The 25649-nt window shown below is 69.9% G+C and carries 30 protein-coding genes and 1 pseudogene; 2 read left to right on the plus strand and 29 right to left on the minus strand.

Annotated elements, in window-relative coordinates:
• Window positions 1–37 precede the first annotated feature (37 nt).
• The 20 genes and pseudogenes from RN743_RS07790 to ndhC form a co-directional block, all read right to left on the minus strand.
• Complete coding sequence (locus tag RN743_RS07790) at window positions 38–637, minus strand: DUF177 domain-containing protein (RefSeq protein WP_310778470.1); 600 nt, start codon at window positions 635–637, stop codon at window positions 38–40.
• Window positions 634–1050 (minus strand): nucleoside-diphosphate kinase, encoded by a 417-nt coding sequence (ndk, locus tag RN743_RS07795; RefSeq protein WP_310778606.1) that lies wholly within the window; start codon window positions 1048–1050, stop codon window positions 634–636. Before ndk ends, RN743_RS07790 begins: the two co-directional genes overlap by 4 nt.
• A gap of 13 nt (window positions 1051–1063) precedes the next feature.
• On the minus strand, window positions 1064–1507 hold the full coding sequence (locus RN743_RS07800) for a CBS domain-containing protein (RefSeq protein ID WP_310778475.1): 444 nt from the start codon (window positions 1505–1507) through the stop codon (window positions 1064–1066).
• A 46-nt stretch (window positions 1508–1553) separates the two neighbouring features.
• Window positions 1554–2420 (minus strand): succinate--CoA ligase subunit alpha, encoded by an 867-nt coding sequence (sucD, locus tag RN743_RS07805; RefSeq protein ID WP_310778478.1) that lies wholly within the window; start codon window positions 2418–2420, stop codon window positions 1554–1556.
• On the minus strand, window positions 2420–3595 hold the full coding sequence (gene sucC / locus RN743_RS07810) for an ADP-forming succinate--CoA ligase subunit beta (RefSeq protein ID WP_310778480.1): 1176 nt from the start codon (window positions 3593–3595) through the stop codon (window positions 2420–2422). Before sucC ends, sucD begins: the two co-directional genes overlap by 1 nt.
• 97 nt (window positions 3596–3692) lie before the next feature.
• Window positions 3693–5060 carry a phosphomannomutase/phosphoglucomutase gene (locus tag RN743_RS07815; protein ID WP_310778483.1) on the minus strand — a complete coding sequence of 456 codons (1368 nt, stop codon included), beginning with the start codon at window positions 5058–5060 and terminating at the stop codon, window positions 3693–3695.
• Entirely contained in the window at window positions 5060–6601 is a 1542-nt protein-coding gene (locus tag RN743_RS07820; RefSeq protein ID WP_310778486.1) for an NADH-quinone oxidoreductase subunit N, read from the minus strand. Before RN743_RS07820 ends, RN743_RS07815 begins: the two co-directional genes overlap by 1 nt.
• A gap of 1 nt (window position 6602) precedes the next feature.
• The gene (locus tag RN743_RS07825) at window positions 6603–8210 is read right to left on the minus strand and encodes an NADH-quinone oxidoreductase subunit M (RefSeq protein WP_310778489.1); all 1608 of its coding nucleotides are present in this window, start codon (window positions 8208–8210) and stop codon (window positions 6603–6605) included.
• Window positions 8210–10336: an NADH-quinone oxidoreductase subunit L gene (locus tag RN743_RS07830; protein ID WP_310778492.1), complete on the minus strand. Its 2127-nt coding sequence runs from the start codon at window positions 10334–10336 to the stop codon at window positions 8210–8212. The genes RN743_RS07825 and RN743_RS07830 overlap by 1 nt, the downstream gene beginning before the upstream one ends.
• A complete protein-coding gene (nuoK, locus tag RN743_RS07835) occupies window positions 10333–10647 on the minus strand; it encodes an NADH-quinone oxidoreductase subunit NuoK (RefSeq protein ID WP_310778609.1) in 315 nt (104 codons plus the stop codon). Before nuoK ends, RN743_RS07830 begins: the two co-directional genes overlap by 4 nt.
• Window positions 10648–10658: 11 nt before the next feature.
• Window positions 10659–11207, minus strand: a complete 549-nt coding sequence (locus RN743_RS07840; protein WP_310778495.1) for an NADH-quinone oxidoreductase subunit J — start codon at window positions 11205–11207, stop codon at window positions 10659–10661.
• A 19-nt stretch (window positions 11208–11226) separates the two neighbouring features.
• Window positions 11227–11724 carry an NADH-quinone oxidoreductase subunit I gene (locus RN743_RS07845; RefSeq protein ID WP_310778497.1) on the minus strand — a complete coding sequence of 166 codons (498 nt, stop codon included), beginning with the start codon at window positions 11722–11724 and terminating at the stop codon, window positions 11227–11229.
• Window positions 11725–11731: 7 nt separating this feature from the next.
• Window positions 11732–12982 (minus strand): complex I subunit 1 family protein, encoded by a 1251-nt coding sequence (locus tag RN743_RS07850; RefSeq protein WP_310778500.1) that lies wholly within the window; start codon window positions 12980–12982, stop codon window positions 11732–11734.
• Window positions 12979–14625: a molybdopterin-dependent oxidoreductase gene (locus tag RN743_RS07855; protein WP_310778503.1), complete on the minus strand. Its 1647-nt coding sequence runs from the start codon at window positions 14623–14625 to the stop codon at window positions 12979–12981. The genes RN743_RS07850 and RN743_RS07855 overlap by 4 nt, the downstream gene beginning before the upstream one ends.
• Before the next feature lie 16 nt (window positions 14626–14641).
• Window positions 14642–15931, minus strand: coding sequence for an NADH-quinone oxidoreductase subunit NuoF (gene nuoF, locus RN743_RS07860; RefSeq protein WP_310778506.1), 1290 nt, complete (start codon window positions 15929–15931; stop codon window positions 14642–14644).
• Entirely contained in the window at window positions 15928–16488 is a 561-nt protein-coding gene (locus RN743_RS07865; RefSeq protein ID WP_310778509.1) for an NAD(P)H-dependent oxidoreductase subunit E, read from the minus strand. The genes nuoF and RN743_RS07865 overlap by 4 nt, the downstream gene beginning before the upstream one ends.
• Window positions 16485–17627, minus strand: a complete 1143-nt coding sequence (gene nuoD / locus RN743_RS16010) for an NADH dehydrogenase (quinone) subunit D (RefSeq protein ID WP_343219005.1) — start codon at window positions 17625–17627, stop codon at window positions 16485–16487. The genes RN743_RS07865 and nuoD overlap by 4 nt, the downstream gene beginning before the upstream one ends.
• 234 nt (window positions 17628–17861) lie before the next feature.
• Window positions 17862–18338, minus strand: a pseudogene (locus RN743_RS16015) (NADH-quinone oxidoreductase subunit C); the annotation flags it as partial.
• A 49-nt stretch (window positions 18339–18387) separates the two neighbouring features.
• On the minus strand, window positions 18388–19026 hold the full coding sequence (locus tag RN743_RS07875) for an NADH-quinone oxidoreductase subunit B (protein WP_343219006.1): 639 nt from the start codon (window positions 19024–19026) through the stop codon (window positions 18388–18390).
• A gap of 100 nt (window positions 19027–19126) precedes the next feature.
• Entirely contained in the window at window positions 19127–19483 is a 357-nt protein-coding gene (gene ndhC / locus RN743_RS07880; RefSeq protein WP_310778513.1) for an NADH-quinone oxidoreductase subunit A, read from the minus strand.
• A gap of 116 nt (window positions 19484–19599) precedes the next feature.
• Here ndhC and RN743_RS07885 point away from each other — a divergent pair, with 116 nt between their 5' ends.
• On the plus strand, window positions 19600–20469 hold the full coding sequence (locus RN743_RS07885; protein WP_310778515.1) for an alpha/beta hydrolase: 870 nt from the start codon (window positions 19600–19602) through the stop codon (window positions 20467–20469).
• Here RN743_RS07885 and dcd read toward each other — a convergent pair.
• The 8 genes from dcd to RN743_RS07925 all read right to left on the minus strand — a co-directional run bounded on the left by dcd (window position 20450) and on the right by RN743_RS07925 (window position 24062).
• Window positions 20450–21004, minus strand: coding sequence for a dCTP deaminase (gene dcd, locus RN743_RS07890; RefSeq protein WP_310778517.1), 555 nt, complete (start codon window positions 21002–21004; stop codon window positions 20450–20452). The two genes, RN743_RS07885 and dcd, sit on opposite strands and share 20 nt — an antisense overlap.
• Window positions 21005–21088: 84 nt before the next feature.
• Entirely contained in the window at window positions 21089–21478 is a 390-nt protein-coding gene (locus tag RN743_RS07895) for a DUF423 domain-containing protein (RefSeq protein ID WP_310778518.1), read from the minus strand.
• A gap of 10 nt (window positions 21479–21488) precedes the next feature.
• Window positions 21489–21734, minus strand: a complete 246-nt coding sequence (locus tag RN743_RS07900; RefSeq protein WP_310778520.1) for a hypothetical protein — start codon at window positions 21732–21734, stop codon at window positions 21489–21491.
• Window positions 21731–22711: a GTP 3',8-cyclase MoaA gene (gene moaA, locus RN743_RS07905; protein ID WP_310778523.1), complete on the minus strand. Its 981-nt coding sequence runs from the start codon at window positions 22709–22711 to the stop codon at window positions 21731–21733. The genes RN743_RS07900 and moaA overlap by 4 nt, the downstream gene beginning before the upstream one ends.
• A gap of 112 nt (window positions 22712–22823) precedes the next feature.
• Window positions 22824–22946, minus strand: coding sequence for a hypothetical protein (locus RN743_RS07910; RefSeq protein WP_310778526.1), 123 nt, complete (start codon window positions 22944–22946; stop codon window positions 22824–22826).
• A gap of 79 nt (window positions 22947–23025) precedes the next feature.
• Window positions 23026–23517 carry a molybdenum cofactor biosynthesis protein MoaE gene (locus RN743_RS07915; RefSeq protein WP_310778529.1) on the minus strand — a complete coding sequence of 164 codons (492 nt, stop codon included), beginning with the start codon at window positions 23515–23517 and terminating at the stop codon, window positions 23026–23028.
• 4 nt (window positions 23518–23521) lie between these two features.
• Complete coding sequence (locus RN743_RS07920) at window positions 23522–23773, minus strand: MoaD/ThiS family protein (protein ID WP_310778531.1); 252 nt, start codon at window positions 23771–23773, stop codon at window positions 23522–23524.
• A 13-nt stretch (window positions 23774–23786) separates the two neighbouring features.
• Window positions 23787–24062 carry a hypothetical protein gene (locus tag RN743_RS07925; RefSeq protein WP_310778534.1) on the minus strand — a complete coding sequence of 92 codons (276 nt, stop codon included), beginning with the start codon at window positions 24060–24062 and terminating at the stop codon, window positions 23787–23789.
• A gap of 94 nt (window positions 24063–24156) precedes the next feature.
• Here RN743_RS07925 and RN743_RS07930 point away from each other — a divergent pair, with 94 nt between their 5' ends.
• Window positions 24157–25329, plus strand: a complete 1173-nt coding sequence (locus tag RN743_RS07930) for an aminotransferase class I/II-fold pyridoxal phosphate-dependent enzyme (protein ID WP_310778537.1) — start codon at window positions 24157–24159, stop codon at window positions 25327–25329.
• A 25-nt stretch (window positions 25330–25354) separates the two neighbouring features.
• On the opposite strand, the gene RN743_RS07935 is transcribed toward RN743_RS07930, so the two are convergent.
• On the minus strand, window positions 25355–25648 hold the full coding sequence (locus RN743_RS07935; RefSeq protein WP_310778540.1) for an HU family DNA-binding protein: 294 nt from the start codon (window positions 25646–25648) through the stop codon (window positions 25355–25357).
• Between the last annotated feature and the right edge of the window lies 1 nt (window position 25649).

A 25649-nucleotide genomic window follows, 5' to 3' on the forward strand; every position in this document is an offset into this window, starting at 1 on the left:
ACGGAGCACGGTAACTGGCGCTTTTCGCCCCGGAATGTCAAGGAATCTCGCCCTCCGAGGCGCCTTCCGATGCGCCCTCGGAGACGCCCGTCGAACCCCCTCCCAACCCTTCCAGCGCGGCCCAGCGCGCGTCGGGTTCGGGCGGCGGGCAGCGACACGCCTGTTCCCCGAGCCGCGCGCCGCACGCCGGGCAGAGTCCCGGGCAGTCGCGCGAGCACTCCACCCAAGCGGGCGCGCGCACCCACAGTTCCTCGCGGATCGGCCCCGCCAGGTCCACTTCGCCCGAGTCGGCGTCCAGCGCCCAGACCCCTTCTTCCCCGGGCGTGACCCGGCCGGGCGGGCGGTACAGCGCCTCCCACCTGGCGCGCACGCGGACCCGGGTCGGCTCGAGGCAGCGGCGGCACTCGACGGTGGCGCGTGCCCCGAGCGTGCCCCGGGCGCGCACCGCGGCCCCATCCGCCCGCCGGAGTTCGACCTCGACATCGACGTACTCGAAGGGCAACGGCAAGGCGCCGAGCGATTCACCCGGCGTTTCGACGCGAAACGCCCGCTCGATGGGGCCGCCGTCGAGGCCGGCAAGTCCGATGCGCGCGGGTTCCGCCGGGTTCGGCAATGGCGATGCGCGAGGCGGGCTCACGCGCTCTCGATGAGGTCGACCTGTCCGAAGAAAAAGCCGAGTTCCGCCCGCGCGTTCTCGTCGGAGTCGGAGCCGTGGATCGCGTTGCGCTCCTTGCTCTCCGCGTACAGCGCGCGCACGGTGCCCGGCGCGGCCTCCGCCGGGTCGGTGGCGCCGATGACCTCGCGCAGGTAGGGCACCGCCCGGTCGTGTTCGAGCGCGAGCGCCATGCAGGGCCCCGACGTCATGAACTCCACGAGCGCCCCGAAGAAGGGCCGCTCCCGGTGCACGGCGTAGAACGCTTCGGCTCCGGCGCGCCGCAGCCGCAGAACCCGCGACCCCCGTATGCGAAAACCCGCGTCCTCGAGCGCCGCGAGGACCCTGCCCGCCTTCCCGGACCCGAACGCATCGGGCTTGATGATCGCGAGCGTCATCGTCTGCACGGCTTCACTCCCCTTTCGTTTCTTCCGCTTCGTCCGCCGCGTCCCGAAGGAGGAGCCTCCGGATAATGTCGCCGCGCGTGAGGAACCCGACGAGCTGGCCCTCGCGCACGACCGGCAGACGTTCGATTTCCCTGTCCAGCATCAGACGGACCACGTTGGCCAGCGGTTCGTCCTCCTTCACGCACATCACGGCCCGTTCCATGATGTCGCGCACCTCGCCGGCGTGAGCACCTCGCGTCGCCGGCGCGCCCGCCTCCGCCCGCTCGAGTTCGGGCAGGAGGCCACTGATCAACAGGCGGTCCGTGAGCATGCCGAGCACATGGCCCTCGTCATCGATGACGGGCATCGCACGGAGCCGCCTGCGCGCGAGTATGTCCGCCGCCTCCTCCAGCGTCATGCCGGGAGGGACCGTCGTCACGTCGCGGGTCATGATCTCACGTACCTTCATTACCGCCTCCTGCCTGGCAGCGTCCCTGCCCCCCCGCCGCGCCGATCTACCGGTCGCGGATGAGGCCCACCAGGTCGGCGGGCCGCCGCGCGACGCCGATCCCGTGGCTCTCGAAGGCGCGGATCTTCTCTTCCGCCGTCCCCTCGGAGCCGGAGATGATCGCTCCCGCGTGCCCCATGCGCCGGCCGGGAGGCGCCGTCTGGCCCGCGATGAACCCGACGACGGGCTTGCTCATCTCCCGCGACACGTACTCCGCCGCCACCTGCTCGTCCGTCCCGCCGATCTCCCCGATCACCGCAACGGCCTCGGTCTCCGGATCCGCCTCGAACGCCGCCAGGCAATCGACGAAATCCGTGCCGATGAGCGGGTCCCCCCCGATCCCGACGCAGGCGGACTGTCCGATCCCGGCGCGCGTGAGCTGGAAGATGACCTCGTAGGTGAGGGTGCCGGAACGGCTCACGATCCCGACCGGCCCCTCGCGCACGATCTGGCCGGGCAGAATCCCGACCTTGCAGCGGCCCGGGACGATGAGCCCCGGGCAGTTGGGGCCGATGAGGCGGGCGCCCTTCTCCCGCACGTACGGCAGCACGCGCAGCATGTCCCCGACAGGCACGCCCTCGGTGATGCACACGATGAGCGCGATCCCCGCGTCCGCCGCCTCGAACACCGCGTCCGCCGCGAAGCGCGCGGGCACGTAGATGACGCTCGCGTTCGCCCCCGCCTCGGCCACCGCCTCCTCCACGGTGTCGAACACGGGCACGGCGCCGTCGAACGTCCGGCCGCCCTTCCCCGGGGTCACCCCGGCCACGACCCCCGTGCCGTACTCCATCATCTGCCGCGTGTGGAACGAGCCGTCGCGCCCGGTGATGCCCTGGACCACGAGCCTCGTATCGTCTCCGATGAAGATCCCCATCAGCGGCCGTCCCCGGGCTCGCCGCCGGTGCCGCCGCCGGTGCCGCCGACCGCGCGCCGAACGGCCGTTTCGACCGCCCGGTCCATGTCCACCATGGCCTCGAACCCCTGCGCGGCGAGGATCGCGACCCCCGCCTCCTCGTTCGTTCCCGTGAGGCGGATCGTGATCGGAACCCCGAGTTCCATCCGGCTCGTCGCCTCCACGATCCCGTTCGCGACATCGTCGCAGCGCGTGATGCCGCCGAAGATGTTGAACAGGATCGAGTTCACGTTCGGGTCCTCGGTGATGAGTTCGAGCGCCGCCACGACCTTGTCGGGATTCGAGGAACCCCCGATGTCGAGGAAGTTCGCGGGCTCGCCGCCGTAGTACTTGACCAGGTCCATCGTGGCCATTGCGAGGCCGGCCCCGTTCACGCAGCACCCGACGTTGCCGTCGAGCGGGATGTAGGAGAGGCCCGCCTCGCGCGCGCGGACCTCGGCCGGATTCTCCGCCTCCGTGTCGCGGAGGGCCGCGATCCCGGGGAGCCGGAAGAGGGCGTTGTCGTCGATGTTCATCTTCGCGTCGATCGCCTTCACCTCTCCGGCGGGGTTCACGATCATCGGGTTGATTTCCGCCAGCGTGGCGCCACTCGCCCGGTACGCCGCGTAGAGCTTCGCGATGATGGACGAGGCCTGCCGCGCCGCGCCCGGGTCGTCGTACAGGTGGTAGCCGAGCAGGGCCGCCTGGTGGGCGAGGAGGCCGTAGCGCGGGTCCACGGCGACCTTGCGGATCGCCCCGGGCATGGTCGCCGCCACCTCCTCGATGTCCACGCCGCCCTCCGAGGAGACCATGATCGTGTCCGCCCGGCGCGCCCGGTCGAGCACGATGCCGACGTAGGCCTCCGATGCGATGTCCTCGGCCGGCGCGACGAGGACCCGCCGCACTTCGATCCCCTTGATCTCCATCCCGAGGATGGCTTCGGCGCTGCCGCGCGCCTCGGCCGGCGTCGAGGCGAGCTTGACGCCGCCCGCCTTGCCGCGCCCGCCGGCGTGGACCTGGGCCTTGACGACGACCCGTCCGCCGAAGCGTTCGGCCGCCGCCGCGGCTTCGTCCGCCGTCGCGGCGACCTCGGCCTCCGGCACGGGGATGCCGTGCCGCGCGAAGATCGCCCGCGCCTGGTATTCATGAATGTTCATCGGATCGTCGTCATACCCCCGTCTCGGGTCCCGCATGGGTCCGGCAGCCCGTGGCGAAAGCTCCGCGGCCGCCGCGCGGGAAGATTCGAATTTCGCTTCAAACCGCCGGCAGGTCGACCCCCTGACTGGCGAGGAACGCCCGCGCCACCTCCGCGATCTCCCCCAGGCGCTCCTCCGTGTCCGCCTCCACCCGCGCCACCACGGCCGGCTGGGTGTTGCTCGCCCGGATCAGCAGCCACCCGCCATCGAACAGGACGCGCACGCCGTCGATGTCGATGACCTCGTACCGCTCGCGGAAGAAGCGCACGGCCTCCGCCACGAGGCCGAACTTGCGCTCTTCCGGACAGTCGAGGCGCAGTTCGGGCGTCGCCGGATAGCTCGGAATCTCCGCCGCCAACGCGGAGAGCCGGCGTCCCGAGCGGGACACAAGACCCGCGAGTCGGGCGGCCGCATAGATTGCATCGTCAGTGCCGAAGAACCTGTCCGCAAAGCAGATATGGCCGCTCATCTCACCCGCGATCGGAGATCCCCCGGCCCGCATGCGCTCCTTGATGAGCGAGTGTCCCGTCTTCCACATCACGGGAACGCCCCCGTGGGCCCGGATGACCCGCGGCAGCGCCTGCGAGCACTTCACGTCGAAGACGACCTCGGCCCCCGGCCGCTCCGCCAGCACCTCCCGCGCAAAGAGAAGCAGCAGGTGGTCCCCCCGGATGATCTTCCCCTCGTCGGTCACGGCGCCGATCCGATCCGCATCGCCGTCGAGCCCCACGCCGAGGTCCGCGCCGGTCGCGGGCACGCGCGCGATGAGGTCCTGTATGTACTCGTCCACCGTCGGATCCGGGTGGTGGTTCGGGAAGGTTCCGTCCGATTCGCAGTAGAGACCATCCACGTCGATGCCCGCGGCGGTGAGGGCGCGCACCGCGATGACGCTCCCCACCCCGTTCCCGCAGTCGAGCACCATGCGCACGTCACCCTCGACGCGCCCGCGCGCGGCAATCTCCTCCACGTAGCGGTCGAGGATCTCCGCCTCCCGCATCTCCCCTCGGCCCGACGCGAAGGCCTCCGCCTCGATCCGGTCCCGCAGGGCCCGGATCGCCGGGCCGTATAGCGCCGCGCCGTCCCGCACCATCTTGATCCCGTTGTATTCGGGCGGATTGTGGGATCCGGTGATCTGGATCGCCCCGTCCGTCCCGAACTCGATCGCCGCGAAATAGAGGGTGGGCGTGGGGACGGTCCCGACCGTCGTCACGTCGACGCCCGCCGCGCACAGACCCCGGCACAGCGCGGCCGAGAGCACCGGCGAAGAAGGCCGGTTGTCGTGCCCCACGACGACGCGCGGGGCCGGACGGTCCGCGAGCTCGGTCCCGAAGGCGCGCCCCACGAGTTCGGCCGCCGTCTCCGTCAGGTCGTCCCCGACGATCCCGCGAATGTCGTATTCGCGGAAGATTCCGGAGTGGATCGGCATCAGGGGGTCGGCGGATCCTCGGCTTGGACGACCATGCCCGGCGCGGGCGCATCAGAAGGGGCATCCGCGAGCGCCTCGCGGGCCCGGTCGATGATGCGTCCCGGGAAGAGCCCGCCGAGCAGGATCAGCGCCACGCAGGTCCCGATCGCGAGGTTGAACCCCGGCCTGGGCGGCGGTGGCGTGTGGGCGTCCTCGGGCGCCGCCTCGAAGTACATCTTCCACACCACGCGGAGGTAGTAGTAGTAGGCGACGAGGCTCGTAAGGACGAGCGTGACCGCCAGCGAAATCTCCCCCGCATCCACCGCCGCGCGCAGCAGGTACAGCTTGCCGACGAAGCCCGCCGTGGGCGGGAAGCCGGCCAGCGAGAGCAGGAAGACGAGGAGCGCGGCCCCGAGCACCGGACGCCGCCAGCCCAGCCCGCGGTAGTCGCGCACGCGCTGGTTGCGGTCGCCCCGCCCCGCCACGTGGAAGACGATGGCGAAGCTCCCCGCGGTCACCACGGTGTACGCCGCGAGGTAGAAGATCGAGGCGGACCGCCCCAGTTCGGAGGCCGCGACAACGCCGACGAGGAGGTATCCGGCGTGCGCCACCGAGGAGTAGGCGAGCATCCGCTTCACGTCCTGCTGCGAGAGCGCGACGAGGTTGGGCACGATCATGGTCAGGATCGCGAGCCACCACACCGCGCCCTTCCACACCTCGGCTGCACCCCCGAGATCCACGGTCAGCACGCGCAGGAGGGCGACGAAGGCGGCCGCCTTGACCCCCGTCGCCATGAACGACGTGACCGGCGTCGGCGCACCGTCGTACGCGTCCGGGGCCCACATGTGGAAGGGAACGGCGGCGATCTTGAACGCGAAGCCGATGAGCAGGAGGCCGATGCCGGCGACGAGGAGGAGGTCTCCCCCGGCCGGCGCGGCCGCGATGCGCTCGGCGGCAGTGGCCAGGCGCGTCGTCCCGGTGGCCCCGTAGAGGAGCGCCATCCCGTACACGACGAAGGCGCTCGCGAAGGCGCCCACGATGAAGTACTTGAGGCTCGCCTCGGAGGAGCGCGGGTTCTTCCGCACGAACCCCGTGAGGACGTACACGGAAATCGACATCAGCTCGAGGCCGACGAAGAGGAGGATGAGGTCGCGCGCCGCGACGAGCACCATCATTCCGACGAGGGCGAGGAGAATCAGCGCGTGGAACTCCGGCGACCGCAGCCCTTCCCGGCTGAGGTAGTCGCGCGAGAGCGACACCACGAGCAGAGCCCCGCCGCACAGGATGGTGTCCGCCGCCACCCGGAAGCCGTCGAGCGCGATCATCGCGTCCGGCGGCGCGGAAGCGTCCATGAGCCACAGGCTGGCGATGAACGCGCCCGCGATCGAGTACAGCGTGACGAGGCAGTCGACGGACATCCGCCCGCCGCCGCCGGCGCCTCCCGCGGCCCCCGCAGCGCCCGCACCACCCGCGTCCGACCGCACGAAGGCGTCGCGCATGAGGATGAACATCGCGGCCAGCGACAGGACGACCTCCGGCAGGAGCGCGACCCAGTGATTCACGTCACTCCCCTCCCCCGGCATCGGCCCCGCCCTCCAGCCCGACCCCGGGTTCGGCCTGGGTCCCGGCCTCGAGTCCGAGTTCGACGGCGCCAGCCTCCGACGACGCGACGTTCGCCGACCGCGTCTCCACCTGCTCGATCAGCGCCTGCACCGACGCCCGCGTCCGGTTCAGGAAGGGGCCCGGCCACACGCCGATGAGCAGGATGAGCGCGAGGAGCGGCGCGAGGATCAGCCGCTCCCGGCGGTTCACGTCGGTGAGCGCCCGGTTCTCCTCGCGGTCGAGGCGGTTGAAGAGCACGCGCTGCACCATGGGCAGCATGTAGCAGGCCGCGAAGATCACGCCCGTCGTGGCGATGGCGGCGATCCACGGGTGCGTCCTGAACGTCCCCACGAGGATCAGGAACTCGCCGACGAAGCCGTTCGTCCCCGGCAGCCCGACGGAGGACAGCGCGACGACGACGAGCGCGAAGGCGAACACCGGCATCACCTTCGCGATGCCGCCGAAGTCGGCGATCTGCCGCGAGTGGCGCCGCTCGTACAGCATCCCGATGAGGAGGAAGAGCGCGCCCGTCGAGATCCCGTGGTTCACCATCTGCAGGATGCCGCCCTCGATCCCCTGCGTCGTGAGCCCGAACACGCCGAGCACGACGAAGCCGAGGTGGGCGACCGACGTATAGGCGATGAGCTTCTTCGCGTCCGGCTGCACCGCCGCCACCCAAGCCGCGTAGAGGATCCCGATCAGCCCCAGCACGAGCATCGCGTTCACCACCATCGGGTCCGTTGCCGCGGCCGGGAAGAAGGGGAGTCCGAAGCGGAGGAACCCGTACACGCCCATCTTCAGCAGCACGCCCGCCAGGATCACCGAACCCGCCGTCGGCGCCTCCACGTGCGCGTCGGGCAGCCAGGTGTGGAACGGGAAGAGCGGCACCTTGATCGCGAACGCGAGCGCGAACCCCGCGAAGAGCCACAGTTGCGCCCGCCGCGCGAGTTCCAGCGACACCAGATCCTCGTAGGCGAAGCTCCACGCCCCGGAGCCGTCCTGGAAGATCCAGGCGAGGGTCACGATCGCGACCAGCATGAGGAGCGAGCCCACCGCCGTGTAGAGGAAAAACTTCACGGCGGAATAGATCCGGCGCTCCCCACCCCAGACCCCGATGAGGAAGTACATCGGAATCAGCATGATCTCCCAGAACACGTAGAACAGGAAGAGATCGAGGGCGACGAAGACGCCGATCATCCCCGTCGTGAGGAAGAGGAGCATCGCGTAGAAGGCGCGCTCCCGGCGCCGGATGTAGGAGAAGGACCCCGCCACGGCCAGCGGCATCGTGAAGGTCGTGAGCAGGATCATGAGGATGGAGATCCCGTCCAGGCCCACCGCGTAGGAGATCCCCCACGCCTCGATCCACGGGATGGAGACGAGGTTCTGGAACCCCGGCTCCGCCGTGTCGAAGGTCCAGAAGAGCGGCAGCGAGAGCGCGAACAGGACGAGCGTCGTCGCGAGGGCGACGGTCTTCGCGCGCGCCTCCGGCGCCACGAGGCAGGCCGCGCCGCCCACGAGGGGGAGGACCACGAGCGCGGTCAGGATCCAGTGCCCGTCGTAGAAGGCCATCACGAGAGCACCCCGAGAACGAGGAGGGCCCCGAGCATGAAGGCGACGAGGTAGGTGGTCACGCGGCCCGTCTGGAGCTGTCCCCCGGCCCATCCGAGGAGGCGGGCGGCCCGCCCGGCGCCGTTCACGGCGCCGTCGATGAGCCCCGCGTCCACGATCCGCCAGCAGGCGCGCCACAGGGCGAGCGAGGGGCGGACGATCGCGCGGTCGTACAGTTCATCCACGTACCATTTGTCGTGGAGCACGCGGGCGAACCCGGTCGGCGCCACCGCCTCCGCCTCGGTCGGCACCGGCTTCGGCGACAGGAAGCGCACCGTCCCCACCACGGCCGCGATCGCGATCGCGGCGGAGATCACCGCCCACAGCGCCTCGCCGCCCCCGACGGGCGACCGGTATTCGGGCGCGAAGCCGTGCGCCTCCTTGACGGCGATCGCCGGCGCGAACACCGGCTCCAGCCAGTGATGCAGCCACTCGAACGTCGGCAGCAGCGGCAGTGCCTCGGGGATGTTCGCCCAGCCCCCCACCACGGAGAGGACCGCGAGCACCGCCAGCGGGGCCCACATGACGGCGGGCACCTCGTGCAGCTTCCGTCCCGCTTCCGCCCCTCCCCTGTGGCCGAAGGTCCGGTTCCCCCCGTGGAAGGTCAGCACCATGAGCCGGGCCATGTAGACCGCCGTGAGCAGCGCCGTGGCCAGCGCCACGCCCCACAGGATCGGGGATCCGTACGCCCCCGAGTACCAGATGATTTCGTCCTTCGAGAAGAACCCGGCCAGCGGCGGCACCCCCGCGATGGCGAGCGTCGCGACCCACATGAAGACGAACGTGCGCGGCATGAACTTCCGGAGCCCGCCGTGGTTCCGCATGTCGTTCGGGTCGCCGTGGTGCGCGTCGCCGTGCCCGTCTTCCTGTTCCTGCCCGTCGCCGTGCCCATCTCCATGCGCCCACGCGTGGTGCACCGCGTGGATCACGGCCCCCGCTCCCAGGAAGAGGAGCGCCTTGAAGAAGGCGTGCGTCATCAGATGGAAGACGCCGGCCGTGAACGCCCCCACCCCGACGGCGAGGAACATGTAGCCGAGCTGCGAGATCGTGGAGTACGCGAGCACCTTCTTGATGTCGTACTGCCGGATCGCGATCGAGGCCGCGAAGAGCGCCGTCCCCGCCCCGACCGCCGCCACCACGCCCTGAGCCACGGGCGAGAGCGCGAACAGGACGCTGGTGCGCGCGATGAGATAGACGCCGGCCGTCACCATCGTGGCCGCGTGAATGAGCGCCGAGACGGGCGTGGGGCCCGCCATCGCGTCGGGCAGCCATGTGTGGAGCGGAATCTGGGCCGACTTCCCGGTGCAGCCGAGGAAGAGGAGGAGCGTGATCCCCGTGACGAGCGCGCCGCCGTACGCGAGCGTCCCGTCCGCCGCCTCGAGGACGGGGATGAAGTCCAGCGTCCCGAAGGCCATGAAGACGAGGAACATGGCGACGAGGAACCCCGCGTCGCCGATCCGGTTCATGATGAACGCCTTCTTGCCCGCGTTCGCGTAGTCCCGGTTCTCGTACCAGAAGCCGATGAGCAGGTACGAACACAGCCCCACGCCCTCCCAGCCCACGAACATCAGCGGGAAGCTGGCCCCGAGGACGAGGACGAGCATGAAGAAGACGAACAGGTTGAGATACGAGAAGTAGCGCGAATAGCCCGGATCGTCGCGCATGTAGCCGACGGAATAGATGTGGATCAGGCTCCCGACGCCGGTGACGATCATGCACATCAGCATCGAGAGCTGGTCGAACTGGAGGTCGACGCCGATGCGGAGGTCCCCGGACACGATCCAGTTCCACAGGCCGACGACTTCCGCGCCGTGCAGATCCGCGCCGCTCATCGCGATGAAGTTCACGAGGACGACCGCGAAGCTCCCGAGCAGCGCCGCGGGCCCGACGATCGTCGGAAGCCGCTTGTCGTCGCGCCACAGGAAGGCCCCGATCCCGTTGACCGCCGCCCCGAGCAGCGGGAGGGCGAGGATGAGCCACGGGAGCACGGGCTGGAACCCGCCCGCCGCGCCCTCCTGACCCGCGAGGGCGGCGGCTCCCGCCGAGAGCGCCCCGGGGCCCGCCGCCGCGACCGCGCCGAGGCTCACCACTTCAGGAGCCGGAAGCGGTCGAGGTCCACGACTTCATAGTGCCGGAAGATCGCGATGATGATCGCGAGCCCCACGGCGGCCTCCGCCGCGGCCACGGCCATGACGAAGAAGACGAAGATCTGGCCCTCGATCCCGTGCATGCGCGAGAAGGCGACGAGGGACAGGTTCGCGGCGTTCAGCATCAGTTCGATGCACATGAAGACGATGATCGCGTTGCGCCGCAGCAGGACCCCGATCACGCCGATCGTGAACAGGATCGCGCTCACGAAGAGGGCGATGAGCCCGTTCAGGCCGAGCGCGGCCGCCATGCCCGCCTCGTTCACGTCCGCTCCCTCTCGCCCACGCTCCGCTCCCTGCGGGCGAGCAGGATCGTGCCCACCATGGACACGAGCAGGAGGACGCCGGTGACCTCGAGCACGATCGTGTACTCCGTGAAGAGCGGCCGGGCCACGACGCCGACGACCCCCTGCTCCGCCGCCGCCTCGCGCAGCGCGCTGCCGGCGAGCTCCACGACGGGGCGCGCGTCCGTCCCGCCCACGAAGAGGCGCGTGAGCACGCCGAGGAAGGCGATGGAGATCGAGCCGCCGATGAGCCCGCCCACCGGCCCCCGCAGGTCGCGCCAGTCCGCGTGCCCCAGGTTCAGGAGCATGAGAACGAAGAGGAACAGGACCATGATGGCCCCGCCGTACAGGATCACGTTGATCGCCGCGATGTAGTGCGCGTCCAGCATAAGGAACATGCCCGACGTGGCGAAGAACACGCCGACCAGGAAGATCACCGCGGACACGGGGTTCCGGCGCGTGACCATGATCACCGCGCCCAGAATCGAACCCGCCGCGAAGGCCTGGAAGAGGAAGTCCTGGATCATCTCGGTATCGATCGCGCCATCACTGCGACGCCGGGTCCTGCGGATCCCACAGCGCCGTCACGGGGTGCTCCTGCTCGACGAGGCGCTCGAGGTCGTACACCCAGCGCTCGCGCGAGTACTCCGCGTTCTCGTAGTGCACGCCGAGGTGGATCGCCTCCACCGGGCACACCTCCTGGCAGTAGCCGCAGAAGATGCAGCGGAACTCGTCGATCTCGTAGATCGCCGCGTAGCGCTCGCCGTTCTCGTCCTCCGCCGGCACCAGCTTGATGCAGTTCACGGGACACACGGTCGGGCACAGGCCGCACGCCACGCACTTCGCCCGTCCGTCCTCGTGCACCGCCATGCGGTGCGTGCCGCGCGTGCGAGGCGCGAGTTCCCACTTCTCGTCCGGGTACTGCTGCGTCTTCTTGTTCGGGCTCAGGAGGTGCCGCATGGTGATCGACATCCCCTTCGCCGCCGCCCGCACGTACGAGCTCTCGGCCCGCGGGCGCTCCACGACCTTCACATCTCCAGGCATCTGACCTCTACCCTCCCTGACCGGCGCCGCCGGCCGACTTCGTCCCCTTCGCCCCGCCGCGGATCAGCGTCCCCCGGTCCATGGCGAAGAAGAGCACCCCCGCGAGCGCAAGGTTCACGAGGAAAAGCACGAACGCGTACCAGCCGCCGGCCGGGATCCCGACCGCCTCGATGCCGAGGATGACGAAGGCGATGACGAGGATGTAGACCGTCACCGCTTCGAGCATGAACTTCCAGCCCAGGTCCATGAGCTGGTCGTAGCGGAAGCGCGGCAGCGTCCACCGAATCCATACGAAGACGAGCACGAGCAGCGACGTCTTCACGCCGAAGGCGCCGAGCGTGAGCAGCGTCTTCCACCACGTCGGCTCCCCGATCACCGTCCCGTCGGAGAGGACGCGGATGTTGTCCCCCTGCCAGAACGGGATGTCCCACCCGCCGAGGAAGAAGACCGTGACGAGCGCCGCGACCGTGATCACGTGCGCGAACTCGCCGATCATGAACATCGAGAACTTCATCGCCGAATACTCCGTGTGGTATCCGGTGATGAGTTCGGCCTCCGCTTCGGGCATGTCGAACGGGAGGCGGTTCGTCTCCGCGAGCCCCGACACGAAGAAGAAGAAGAGACCGATGAGGAGCGGAAACACGAACCAGGTCGCGTAGGTCGCCGGCCCCGCGGTGAACGTCTGCTGCATGGAGACGATCTCGGGGGCGCGCACGTCGCCGGTCAGCAGGATGAGCGGGACGAGGCTGAGCGCGAGCGCGACCTCGTAGCTCACCATCTGCGCGGAGCCGCGCAGGCCGCCGAGCAGCGAGTACTTCGACCCGGAGGCCCAGCCGCCCATGGCGACGCCGTACACGCCGATCGAACCGATCGCGAGCACGTAGAGGAAACCGATCGGCACGTCCGCCACGATCATCTCCACGAGTCCCCACTGCGTGGGCAGGGGAGAGGCGAAGGGGATGACGGCGAAGAGGATGGTGGCCGGCACGATCGCGAGGACGGGCGCGAGGAGGAAGAAGGGCCGGACCGCCTGCTCCGGCATCGTCTCTTCCTTGAGGAGGTTCTTGAGCCCGTCGGCGATGACCTGCAGGAGTCCCCACGGCCCGACGCGGTTGGGGCCGCTCCGGTCCTGCATGAAGCCGCACACCTTGCGCTCGAAGATCGTGGCGAGCATGACCGCGAGCATGAGCAAGGTGAAGAAGACCATGACCTTCCCCACGGTGGCGAGGGCGAAAGCGGCGCCGGTGACCGCGTTCACGCGTCAGCCTTCTGCGGACCGTGGATGCCGGCCGCGGCGGCCGCCGCCGTGGCCGAGCCGGCGGCCGGGGCGCCCTTGAGGCCGATCCCGTCCCACGTGAGGCCCGCGAAGGCCGGAGCCTCCGCCACCATGCGCTCGAACGCGCCGCGCACCTCGTTGACGGCCTCGCCGTCTCCCAGGCGGGCGAGCACGCGGCTCAGCACCATCCAGCCGGGGCGGGCCAGCCCGGGCGGCCTCAGCGCCTGGTGGAAGCGCTGCACGCGGCCCTCGAAGTTCGTGAACGTGCCGTCCATCTCCGCGAAGGTCGCGATCGGGAGCACCGCGTCCGCGTTGCGCGCCGCGCCGGGGAGCCGCGTGCCGAGGTAGAGGAAGAAGTCGGCCGAGGCGCCGAAGTCCTCGCCGGCCCCCTCGAGGTCGTCATCGAGCACGACGAGCACCCCGCCCGCCGGGCCGCCGGGGAGACCGTCCGCGCGCCGCCCGCCGAAGATCTCGGCGCCCGCGACGTTCGCGGCGCGGTCCGCCCGCAGCTTGAGCGTCGGCACCGTGGGCAACTCGGCCGTCTCCCCCTGCTCCACCCGGAACGCCGCGCCCGCGACCCCGAGCCGTTCGAGCAGCCTGTGCACGTAGAACAGGTTCTCGTTCGAGGCGTCCGGCGACACGACGGCGCTGCCGCCGGGCGCGCCAAGCGCGTCAACCTTCTCCGTCACCCAGTCGAGCGCCGTCGCCCAGTCGACCGGCCGCAGGGCACCGCCGTCGTCGCCGCTATCGTCCCCGCCGTCGCGGATGAGGGGGACCTCGGCCCGCACGCCGCGGTTCGTCATCACGAGGTGATTGCGCCCGTAGTCGCACATCCACCACGAGTTGACCGCCGCGTTGTGCCGCGGCTTCACGCGCACGATCTGGTTCTCCTTCGTGTCGATCGTGACGTTGCAGCCGGTCGGGCACCCCGGGCACACGCTCGCCGTCGCGTCCATGTCCCACGCCCGCGCCTTGAACACGAAGTCCTCGTGCACGAGCGCGCCGACCGGGCACACGTCGACGATGTTCCCCTGGAAGGGGTTGTCGAGTTCGCGTCCCGGGAAGGTGTCGATGTAGGCCTTGTCCCCGCGCTGGGCGACGATGAGCGAGTCGTCCTCCGCCACGTCCCGCATGAAGCGCACGCAGCGCGTGCAGATGACGCAGCGGTCCGCGAAGTAGAGGATGTCGTCGGAGATGCGGTCGCGCCCCATGATCCGCTTCGGCTCGTCGACCCGGCTCTCGAGCTGGTTCGTGACGTAGGCGTAGTCCTGGAGCATGCACTGCCCCGCCGCGTCGCAGATCGGGCAGTCGAGCGGGTGGTTGACGAGGAGGAACTCGATGACCGACTGGCGGGCCGTGCGCGCCGTGTCGCTCGCCGTATTCACGACCATGTCGTCGGCCGCCTGCAGCGTACACGAGGGCTCGAGCTTGGGGCGTCCCTCGACCTCCACGAGACACATGCGGCACTGCGCCGGCCGGGTCGGGATGCCCGGATGGTAGCAGTAGCGCGGCACGACGACGCCCACGTGCTCCGCCGCCTCGATGACGCGCGTGCCGCTCGGGACCGTGACCTCGACCCCGTCGATCGTGAGCGTGACCGTCGCCTTCGCGCCGTTCTCAGCCATCGTCACCCGCCATGCCTCAACCCGCCGCGACCAGAGAAGGCTTCATCAGCGCCTCGTAGTCGGCGCGGAACTTGTCCAGCGAGGACTCGAGCGGGAACACGACGCTGTCCGCCAGCACGCAGATCGTGCGGCCCGTCATCTGTTCGCACAGCTCGTACAGCGTGTCGATGTCGCTCGGGCGGCCGTCCCCCGCCTCGATCCGCTGCAGGATGCGGACGACCCACGACGTGCCCTCGCGGCACTGCACGCACTGGCCGCACGATTCGTGCGCGTAGAACTGCGCGATCCGGCGCATGGCCGCCACGATGTCCGTGTCCTCGTCCATCACGATCGGCGAGGCCGTGCCGAGCGCGCTGCCCGCCTCCGCGAGCCCCTCGTACGTCGTCGCGCAGTCGAGTTCGTCTCCGCTCAGGAACGCCGTGGACGACCCGCCCGGGATCACGGCCTTCACCGGCTGGCCCGAGGGCGTGCCGCCGCAGGCGTCGAAGATGATGTCGCTCAGCGGCAGGCCGAGCGCGAACTCGTAGTTGCCGGGCCGCACGAGGTGGCCCGAGCAGCTCCACAGCTTCGTGCCGGGCGACTGCTCGCTCCCCCACTGCCGGTACCAGTCCGCGCCGTGCTCGAGGATCATGGGGACCGCCGCGAGCGTCTCGACGTTGTTCACCGTCGTCGGCATCCCGAACGCCCCGGCCTGCGCCGGGAAGGGCGGCTTGGCCCAGGGCTCGGCCCGGTTCCCCATGAGCGAGTTCATGAGGCCGGTCTCCTCGCCGGCGATGTACGCCCCGGCCCCGGCGTGGATCGTCACGTCGCACGACCACGGCGAACCCAGGATCCCGTCCCCTGCGAGACCGTTGTCGTACGCCTCGACGACCGCGGCGTTCAGCACCCGGGTTTCCTCGAAGAACTCGCCCCGCACGTAGATGTAGGCGTGCGCCGCCCCGATGGCGCGCGACGCGATCAGGCAGCCCTCGATGAGGAGGTGGGGTGTCCAGCGGATGACCTCGCGGTCCTTGAAGGCGCCGGGCTCGGACTCGTCCGCGTTGCAGCACAGGTAGTGCGGCTTGCCGTCGTCCTTCGGCATGAAGCTCCACTTGAGGCCCGTCGGGAAGCCCGCGCCGCCGCGCCCGCGCAGCCCGGAGGCCTTCACGACCTCGGTGATGTCGGCGGGCGGCATGTCGAGCGACTGCCGTAGCGCCTTGTAGCCGCCGCGGGCCCGGTAGCCATCGAGCGTGCGCGCTTCGGCCTCGCCCTGGTACCGCGAGAGCCGCGTCGTGACCTCGAGATCGCTCCGGTGCGGGAAGCTCATGGGTTCCTCGCGCCGCGAAGATCCGCCACGATCTCGGGCACGCGCTCCGGCGTGACGTCCTCGAGGTAGCGGTCGTTGACCTGGACGACGGTGGCGAAGCCGCACGCGCCGAGACACTCCGCCTCGATCACGGTGAACTCCCCGTCCTCCGAGATCTCCCCCTCGCGCGTCCCCGTCTCGGCGAGGAAGCCGCGAAGCACCTCTTCGGCCCGGTTCAGGTGGCAGGAGATGTTCGTGCACACCTGGACGAAGTGACGCCCGACCGGGTGCTTGTTATACATCGTGTAGAAGGTTGCGATCGAGTGGACGTAGGCCGGGGTCAGGTCCAGCGCCTCGGCGACCTCGACCATGTCCGCGGGTTCGATCCATCCTTTCACCGACTGCACGAAGCCGAGCATGGGGAGGAGCGCCGCCTGTTTCGTCGGATAGCGGGAGAGGGCCGCCTCCAGCCGGTGCCTCCCTTCCTCCGTCTCGAAGATGGGACCGTCGAACGTCTCCCTCGCCGTCAACTGGAAGGGCTGCGCCCCGACGACCGCGGGGTGGATCCGCCGGCTCACCGGTCGATCTCCCCGAGCACGACGTCGAGCGAGGCGTTGATCGCGACGACATCCGCGACGAGTTCGTCCTTCACGAGTTCCGGGAGCGACGCGATGTTGATGAACGAGGGCCCGCGGAAACGGCAGCGCACGGGCTTCGTGCCACCGTCGGAGATGATCCCGAACCCCAGTTCGCCCTTCGAGCTTTCGATGGAGTACCACGTCTCGCCGGCCGGCACGCGGACGCCCTCCATCACGAGCTTGAAGTGCGAGATCATGGTGTCGATCGACCCCATCGCCTCCCCCTTCGGGGGCAGGACGATTCGGTAGTCGTCGATGTTGATCGGGCCGCCGGGAAGCCCGTCCAGCGCCTGCTCGATGATGCGGACGCTCTGCCGCATCTCCTCCACCCGCACGAGGTAGCGGTCGTAGACGTCGCCGGCCGTCCCCACGGGCACGTCGAAGTCGTACGCCTCGTAGCCCAGATAGGGACGCGCCTTCCGCACGTCGTAGGCCACGCCGCTCGCGCGCAGCGTGGGTCCGGTGACGCCGTAGCTCACCGCCTTGTCCGCCGGGAGCACGCCGATGTCCATCGTGCGGCCCTGCCAGATCGCGTTGCGCGACAGGAGCCGCTCCACCTCGTCCAGCGTCTCCGGGAAGGTGGCCGCGAAGTCGCGCGCCGCCGCCGTCCAGCCCACGGGCAGGTCCGCCATCATCCCGCCGACCCGCGTGACGGAGGTCGTGATCCGCCCCCCCGTGTACGCTTCGTGCAGGTTGTAGATCCGCTCGCGCTCCTGGAAGGTGTAGAGGAAGACAGAGAAGGCGCCGATGTCGATCGCCGTCGTGCCCAGCCACAGGAGGTGGCCGAGGATGCGGTTCAACTCGCCGAGGATGACGCGGACGACGCGGCAGCGCTCCGTGATCTCGACGCCGAGGAGCGCTTCGACCGCCCCGGCGTAGCCGATGTTGTAGAGCATCGGCGCGAGGTAGTCCATGCGGTCCGTGTAGGGGACGCACTGGTTCCACTCGCGGTATTCGCACGTCTTTTCGAAGCCCGTGTGCAGGTACCCGATGTGGGGGGAGCAGCGCACGATGCGCTCACCGTCGAGCTGCAGCACGAGCCGGAGGACGCCGTGCGTGGCCGGGTGCTGCGGTCCCATGTTGATGAGGATGGGTGCGCCCTCGAGGGCGTCCTCGGGCTGCTCGTCCGGATTCACGTCGCGGATGCCGTCGAGCACTCCGCCCTCCGCCGCGCCCCCGGACGGCTCCCGCACCTCCCCGTCTTCGGTGACGGCGTAGCCCGCCAGCTCCAGCTCCTCGACGGCGTACATGTCGATGAGGTCGCGGGAGAGCGCGCGGCTCACCTGCGCGGAGCGGCTGAAGCGGCCGCGGAGCGGAAAGTCCTTCCGGAGGGGGAAGCCCTCCTCGTAGTTCTCCGGCATGAGGATGCGGCGCAGGTCCGGATGGCCGCGAAAGCTCACGCCGTACATGTCCCACACTTCGCGCTCGAGCCAGTCGGCGGCGAGCCACACGTCGGTGACGCTGTCCAGCTCGAGGTCGTCCATCGGCACCTCGCACGCGACCCGTAGCTGCCGGCCGTGCGCCATGGACCAGAGCTGGTACCACACCTGGATCGGGGCTCCGATGCCCGCGTGCGCCCCCATGAGGTCCGCGAGCAGGTCGTACGCCTGGTCGGGCGTCTCGTGCAGGAAGCGGAGCGCTTCGGCGACGATGCCGGGATCGATCCACACGACCGGATAGCCGAGCGCGTCGCGCTCCACGCGCCGCACGCCCTCCCCGAAGCGTTCGCGAAGGGCGCCGACCGAGGGATGGCTCGCCGCCTCCCCGTCGGGGGACGTGCCCCGCACCATGCGCGGAGGCGCGGTCGTCGTCGCGGTCGTCAACGGCGGAGCGCCCCGCTCAATCCCGGTGTTCCAGGCGGCGTTCGCGCCGGTCGCGCGACCGGGCCAGCGCGGAGGTCGGGCCGAGCCCGCTCATGCGGTTCTGGTTCGTCGAGTTGCCGAAGGGCTGGGCGACGAGTTCGATCGTCTCCGGGGGCAGGTTCGGGCGTCCGACCGCCTCCGGCGCCTCGTCCCGAGAGCCGGGGTCGGCCAGCGACTCTCCCTTGATCTTCTCCTGGATCATGAGGAGCCCGTAGATCAGCCCTTCCGGCCGGGGCGGGCAGCCCGGGACGTAGACGTCGACCGGCACGATCGTATCGATCCCCTGGACGATCGTGTAGTTATCGAACATCCCGCCGGAACTCGCGCACGCGCCCATTGACACGCACCACTTGGGCTGCGGCATCTGGTCCCACACCCGGCGCAGGACCGGGGCCAGCTTGTAGGTCACCCGGCCCGCGACGATCATCAGGTCGGCCTGCCGGGGGCTGAAGGACATCCGCTCCATCCCGAAGCGGCCGATGTCGTACTTGCTCGCGGCGGACGCCATCATCTCGATCGCGCAGCAGGCAGTGCCGAACGGCATGGGCCACAGCGAGTTGCGGCGCGCCCAGTTGATGACGTAGTCGAGCTTCGTCGTCATCCAGTTGTGCGGGATGCCGGTGTCGACCCGACCCTCGTCGGAATGCGCGTCCGGGTGCGCGCCGGGTGGCAGCGTATCGAGCGTTCTCATCGCGCCTCCGCGTCCGGTCCCGGGTTCAGTCCCATTCGAGGGCCCCCTTCTTCCACGCGTACACGAGTCCCACGCCGAGCACCGTGAGGAATGCCGTGATCTCCACGAACCCGACCATCCCCAGCTCCCGGAAGATCGCGGCCCACGGAATGAGGAAGAGCGTCTCGATGTCGAGGACGATGAAGAGCATCGCCACGATGTAGAAGTTGACCGAGAAACGCTCCCGCGTCGTCCCGAGCGGGGGAATCCCCGACTCGTACGGGCTCGCCTTCACCGGGGTCGGCCGGCGGGAGCCCACGAAATGTGATACGCCCATCATCGCGGCCGCGTTCAGCACGCCGACCAACGCGAGGATCAGGATGCCGAGATATGGGTCGAGCAAGGGGGTTCGCTCCTCTCGTGCGAGCTTGTGAATTTCTTCACTTTCCCGCGCCGCGAAGGTATCGCGGAGGGGTAGCACCGGCAAGCGGTATTTTCGCCCCAAACCGGAGGGAGTGAGTGAGTCGAGAGCGGGCTGTGGCACGGAATGTGGCGATCGGCGACGGCACGGTGCGCGTCGCGATTCTGGGCCGGGGACGCCCCGTCCTCTTCCTGCACGGGATCAGCGCCCACGGGCGGGCGTGGCGGCCCGTCGCCGAACGCTTCGCCGAGGAACATCCGGGGTGGGAGTGCTGGCTTCCCGACCTGCCGGGCCGGGGCGCCTCGGACGCGCTGGCGGAACTCTCCTACACGCTCGACGACGAGGTGCGGCGGCTTCGCGCGGTGGTGCGGGCGCTGGTGCCGGACGGCCCCCTGCCGCGCCTCGTCGCGGGGCACTCGCAGGGCGCGGCCATTGCGCTCGCACTCGCGGAGGCGGAACCGGATATCGACGGCCTCCTGCTCTCGAACCCGGTCACGCCGGAAGTTCGGAGTCCGGCCATCCTGCGGCTGCTGCGGTCGGCCGCGGCGCGGAGGGCGGTCGGGAGCCTCCTGGCGCCGCTGCACGCCCCGCTGGGCCACCTGGTGCTGAGGCGGGCGTGCGGTCCCGCCTTCCGGGCCCCTCCGGATCTCGTCGCCGCCTACGCGCAGCCCTGGGCGAGCCCGGCGCGCGCCCGAACGCTCCTGCGCATCCTGGCCGACTGGCATCCGGCGGAACTCGAGGACCGCATGCCCCGGCGCGCGGTCGGCGCACACGTGGTGGCCGGCGCGCACGACCCGAGGATTCCGGTCGAAGCCGCGCGGCGTCTCGCCGCCCGCCTCGACTGCGACCTCACCGTGTCCCCCGACGGCGGCCACGTCCTCACAGAACAGCACCCCCGACTCCTCGCCCGACTGCTCGGAGAACTCGCCGCCCGGACGGCGTCGACTCCTAGAGCTTCGGCGGGGTGACTCCGGTCTGGCCCTGGTACTTTCCGGCCTTGTCCGCGTAGCTGACCTCGCAGACCTCGTCCGACTCGAAGAAGAGCACCTGGGCGATGCCCTCGTTCGCGTACACGCGCGCGGGGAGCGGAGTCGTGTTCGAGATCTCGAGCGTCACGTGCCCCTCCCACTCCGGCTCGAAGGGCGTGACGTTCACGATGAGGCCGCAGCGCGCGTAGGTGCTCTTCCCCACGCAGATCGTGAGGATGCTTCGCGGAATCCGGAAATACTCGATGGACCGCGCGAGCGCGAAGGAGTTCGGCGGGATGATGCAGACATCGCCCGAGTACTCGAGAAAGGAGCGTTCGTCGAACTTCTTGGGGTCGACGACCGGGAAGAGCGCGTTGTGGAAGATCCGGAATTCGTCGGCGACCCGCATGTCGTAGCCGTAGCTGCTCACGCCGTAGGAGATGACGCCCTCGCGCACCTGGCGGTCGGCGAAGGGTTCGATCATCCCGTGCGCGCGCGCCATGCGCCGAATCCAGCCGTCGCTCTTGATCGCCATCGGACCTCTCGGTGGGGCGTTTTTCTCCCGCGTCAACCTACGCGGGCGTCAAGGCCGCAGCCGCGTCGGGGTGTCGCGTGCGCGTCAGGTTCGGGTGAGGGCGGCCCAGGCGGCCCAGATCCAGGCGGCGATGAGCGCCGCGCCGCCGAGCGGCGTGACCGCGCCGAGCCAGCCGATGCCGGACAGGGCAAGGGCGTAGAGCGTGCCGCTGAACACCGTGACGCCGCACAGCATCAGGAGCGCGGGGCTCCTCCACCCCGCATCGGGCCAGCGGGCCGCCGCGAGGCCGAGGAGGATGAGCCCGAGGGCGTGCAGCAGTTGGTAGCGGGCCGCCGTGTCGAAGATCGCGAGGGCATCCGCCGGGAGCCGGCCCTCGAGCGAATGTGCGCCGAACGCGCCCGCGGCGACGCCGAGGCCCGCGAGCAGACACCCGGCCGCGAGGAGCACGCGGTGCGGCGAACCGGTGCCGGTCAATCGCGGACGATCAGTCGAACATCGGGGCCGCGCCCGCGCCCGCCCTCCGCGCCGCCTCTCCGGCGATCGTCTCCATGACCCGGTCCCAGCGCTCCGGACTGATCTCGGCCAGCGTGGCTTCGAGAAGGGCCGCCAGTTCGGCCCCTTCCTCGCGCCGCATGGGGGCATCGCCGTCTTCGAGTTCGAGCCGCCTGCGCAGGTCGGTCGCGCGTTCGAGCAGGTCCCGGTGGCGGAGCCGTTCCTCGTAGTTCGTCATCCGCCGACCTGGCTCAGGGCGGCGAGTCCGCCGCTGCCGGCCGCCGTGCCCAACTCCAGGTAATGGCGCTTCGGCTTCCCGGCGAGCGCCTCCGCCACCGCGCCTTCGATGCGGCCCGTCTCGCGCAGCGGACCCTTCAGGTCGACCTCGTGGTCGCCGAACAGGCAGGTCCGCAGCTTGCCATCCGCCGTCAGCCGCATGCGGTTGCAGCGTTCGCAGTAGTTGTGCGAGAGGGGCGTGATCGCGCCCACGGTCCCGGCACCGCCCGGGAAGCGATAGTACACGGCGGGCCCGTTCCCCCGCGGTCCGGAGTCGGGCAGCAGGTCCTCGATGGCGCGGATCTTCTCGAGCACTTCGTCCGTCGAGATGAAGCGGTCGGCGAGGTGCAGGTTCTCCCCCACCGGCATGAGTTCGATGAAACGCACGTGCCACGGCCGCCGCCTGGTGATCTCGGCGAAGTCGACGACCTCGTGGTCGTTGAGGCCCCGCATGATGACGCAGTTGATCTTGATCGGCGCGAACCCCACCTCCTCGGCGGCGCGCAGGCCTTCCATCGTTTCGTCGAAGCGCCGCGCCGGTCGGCGGGCGATCTCCTCGAACCGGTCCCGGTCGAGGGTGTCGAGACTGACGTTCACGCGCTCGACGCCCGCTTCGCGCAGGGCCGCCGCGAAACGCGGCAGGAGGATGGCGTTCGTGGAAAGCGAGATGTCGTCGATGCCCGGGACCGCGGCGATCATGCGCACCAGATCCGGCAGGTCCTTGCGCACGAGCGGCTCTCCGCCGGTGATCCGGACCCGTTCCAGCCCGAGCGCGGCCATCTGGCGTACGATCTCGGAGATCTCCTCGTACGCGAGCATCTCGGGCTTGGGGATCCAGGCGAGCCCCTCCTCCGGCATGCAGTACGTGCAGCGCAGGTTGCAGCGATCCGTGACCGAGATCCGAAGGTATCGGATACGGCGGCCGAACTGATCTCTCATGGCACCGGTCGTGAGGGGTTCGCGGAAGCTCGTCGCCCTCCGGGCCGGGAGCGGCGAGTGGCGGGACTCCGCGCGGCCGACTCGCCGCGCGGAGTCCTCGCCGCGGAGACGGCTAGCCGATAGCCGTGATGTCCTCCTGCATCATCATGTTGTCGTCGTCGTCGCCACAGTCTCCGGCAAACGAAACCGTCGCGATCATCGCGACGACCAGCAGGTTGCGGACCATCTTCAACATGGCGTCCTCCTCGATTTGGGCGGCCGGGCCCGAGGCCGGCTGCCTCGGAGTCCGTCGGACCGCCCCTGACCGGACCTCCCTACTCGGACCGCACGCCGCCGGCCGGGATTTCCGTCTCCCGAACCGGGGCTCCCACCCAGTGGGACTCGCCGTCCTCGTAGTGCTCATGCTTCCAGACCGGCAGTCTGATCTTGATCGTTTCGATAATCCACCGCGACGCCCGGTAGCCATCGTCGCGGTGGGCCGACGTGACCGCGATCGCCACGCTGACCTCTCCAAGCCCGAGATCGCCCACGCGGTGAGCCGCGGCGATGGAGCCCACATCGAACCGCTCCAGTGCATCGCGGCAGATGGCCGAAAGTTCCCGCTCCGCCATCTCGCCGTACGCCTCGTATGCGAGGCGCGACACCGCCCGGCCCCGGTTCGTGCGGCGCACCCGCCCCTGAAAAAAGAGCAGCGCGCCGTCCTCCACGGACCCGATCTCCTGTACAATATCCTCGAATTGCGCGAAATCGTCCAGACTTTCGCGGGTGATCCATGTCCGTACGCGGCCGCCTGCCCCCTTCGACATCGACTCAACCCCCCGCAACGGGGGGGATGAGGGCCACCTCATCTCCATCGGACAGGATCGTGCCCGCCTCCGCGTAACTCTGGTTGACGGCGACCACGACCCTCTCCGGCAGCCAGTCGAGCCCGCCCGGCCCGCGCAGGGTGTCAACAAGGTCCCCCACGGTGCTGTCCGCCGCGAGTTCCGCCGATCCCTCCCTGCGCGCGGCGAGTTCGCCGTACACGCCGAAGAAGAGCGTACGCACCGAGATCCGGTCCATCAGGAGCACCGGTTCATGGGCGCGCGTTCGCGAGCGCAAGGTAGGCGAGGAGCCGCGGCACGATCCCCTCTTCGCGCAGTGTCGTCACCCGGACCCGCGTTCCGTCGACCCCCCCGGGATCCGGGAAGGCGGCGACCGAGAGGTTGCCCCGGAAGGTGCAGAACGCGATGTGCGTGTCGCTCTCGGTGTCGACCCAGGCGTCCACCATCCGGTCGTCCCCGAGGAAGAAGTCTCGCGTGGCGGCCAGCACATCCGCCGGGGCCAGCGCGCTTACGGTCTCTGTCGTCATGGACTCTCCCCGCGTACCATCCTGCAGCCGAAGATAAGGACGCCGCAGTCCTCTCTCAAATCCGACCGGCCCCGTTCCGCGAGAGTGCCCGACCGTGCCCACTACGCAGTTTTCCCCGAACGTCGCCCGGCTCGAGGCATCGGCCACGCTGGTGCTGGCCGCCCGCGCCCGGAAGCTGAGGGCGGCGGGAGTGCCGGTCGTGGACCTCTCGGCCGGCGAACCGCAGTACCCCGCCCCGCCGTTCGCGGCGCGCGCCGGCATTCGCGCGGTCGAGGAGGGGAAGACGGGATATCCTCCCACCTCCGGACTGCCCGAACTGCGCGAGGCGATCGCCCGCTATCTGCGCGAGACGACGGCCGCCGAGGCGGTGGATCCGGACTCGGTGATCGTGAGCGCGGGCGTGAAGCAGTCGCTGTTCAACTGCTGCTACTCGCTCTTCGGCGCCGGCGAGGAAGTGCTGGTGCCCTCCCCCTTCTGGCCAAGCTACACGACGATCGTCCGGCTCGCCGGGGCGGAGCCGGTCATCGTGGAGACGACGTGGGAGGGCGGGTTCGTGCCGGCCGTCGAGGACCTCGATGCGGCCCGCACCACCCGGACGCGGGGGCTCATGCTCAACAGCCCAGGCAACCCGACCGGGGCCGTCATCCCGCCCGGCCTTCTCCGGGAGATCCTGGCGTGGGCCGAGCGGCACGGGATCTGGGTGCTGTCCGACGAGATCTACCGGCGGCTCGCCTACGGGGCGCCGTCTCCGTCCGTGTTCGACATCGCGGAGCGCGGGGAGAGGACGATTCTGCTCGACGGCGTCTCGAAGGCGTTCTGCATGCCGGGGTTCCGGATCGGGTACGCCGTCGGGCCGCGGGATGTCGTCCGGAAGATGGCGGACCTGCAGGGACAGACGACCTCCGGGGCCGTCGGCCCCTCCCAGCACGCCGCCGCAGCCGCGCTCGGCGAGAGCGCGCCCCGCGAAGCGTTCGTCGCGGAACTCCTGTCCAGGCTTTCCGGACTCAGGGAACTGGGGCTGTCGAGGTTCGCGGAGCTGGACGGGGTCGAGGCGTTCGCGCCGGACGGCGCGCTGTACTTCTACGGACGGCTCACCGGCGGCGCCGCCGCGTCGCTCGATGTCGCCGAGCGGCTTCTCGCCGACGCGAAGGTCGCGTGCATGCCCGGCGAGCCGTTCGGCTCTCCGGGACACCTGCGCTTCAACTTCGCCGTTGAGCGGGAGGTCCTGGAGGAGGGACTGGAACGGATCGCCGGCTTCTTCGGCTGACCCGTCCGCCTTGCCTCACACTCTGCTAGTCCCCGAGGCTCGATGCCACCTCGTCGCGCAGCAGACGCGAGGGCTTGAAGACGGGCACCTTCCTCGGCGGTACGCGGACCGGATCGCCCGTGCGCGGATTGCGCGCCATGCGGGTCCGGCGCTCCCGAACCTTGAAGGTGCCGAAGCCGCGAATCTCGATGTGGTTGCCCTGTACGACGGCTCCCTTGACGGCGTTCAGAAACGCGTTGACCACCGCGGCGCAGTCCCGCTTCGTCACGCCGGGGCCGATGGCCTCGTGAACCTGTTCGATGAGATCCGCCTTCGTCATC

The sequence above is a fragment of the Candidatus Palauibacter scopulicola genome, from assembly GCF_947581915.1.
Classification (GTDB): Bacteria; Gemmatimonadota; Gemmatimonadetes; order Palauibacterales; family Palauibacteraceae; genus Palauibacter; species Palauibacter scopulicola.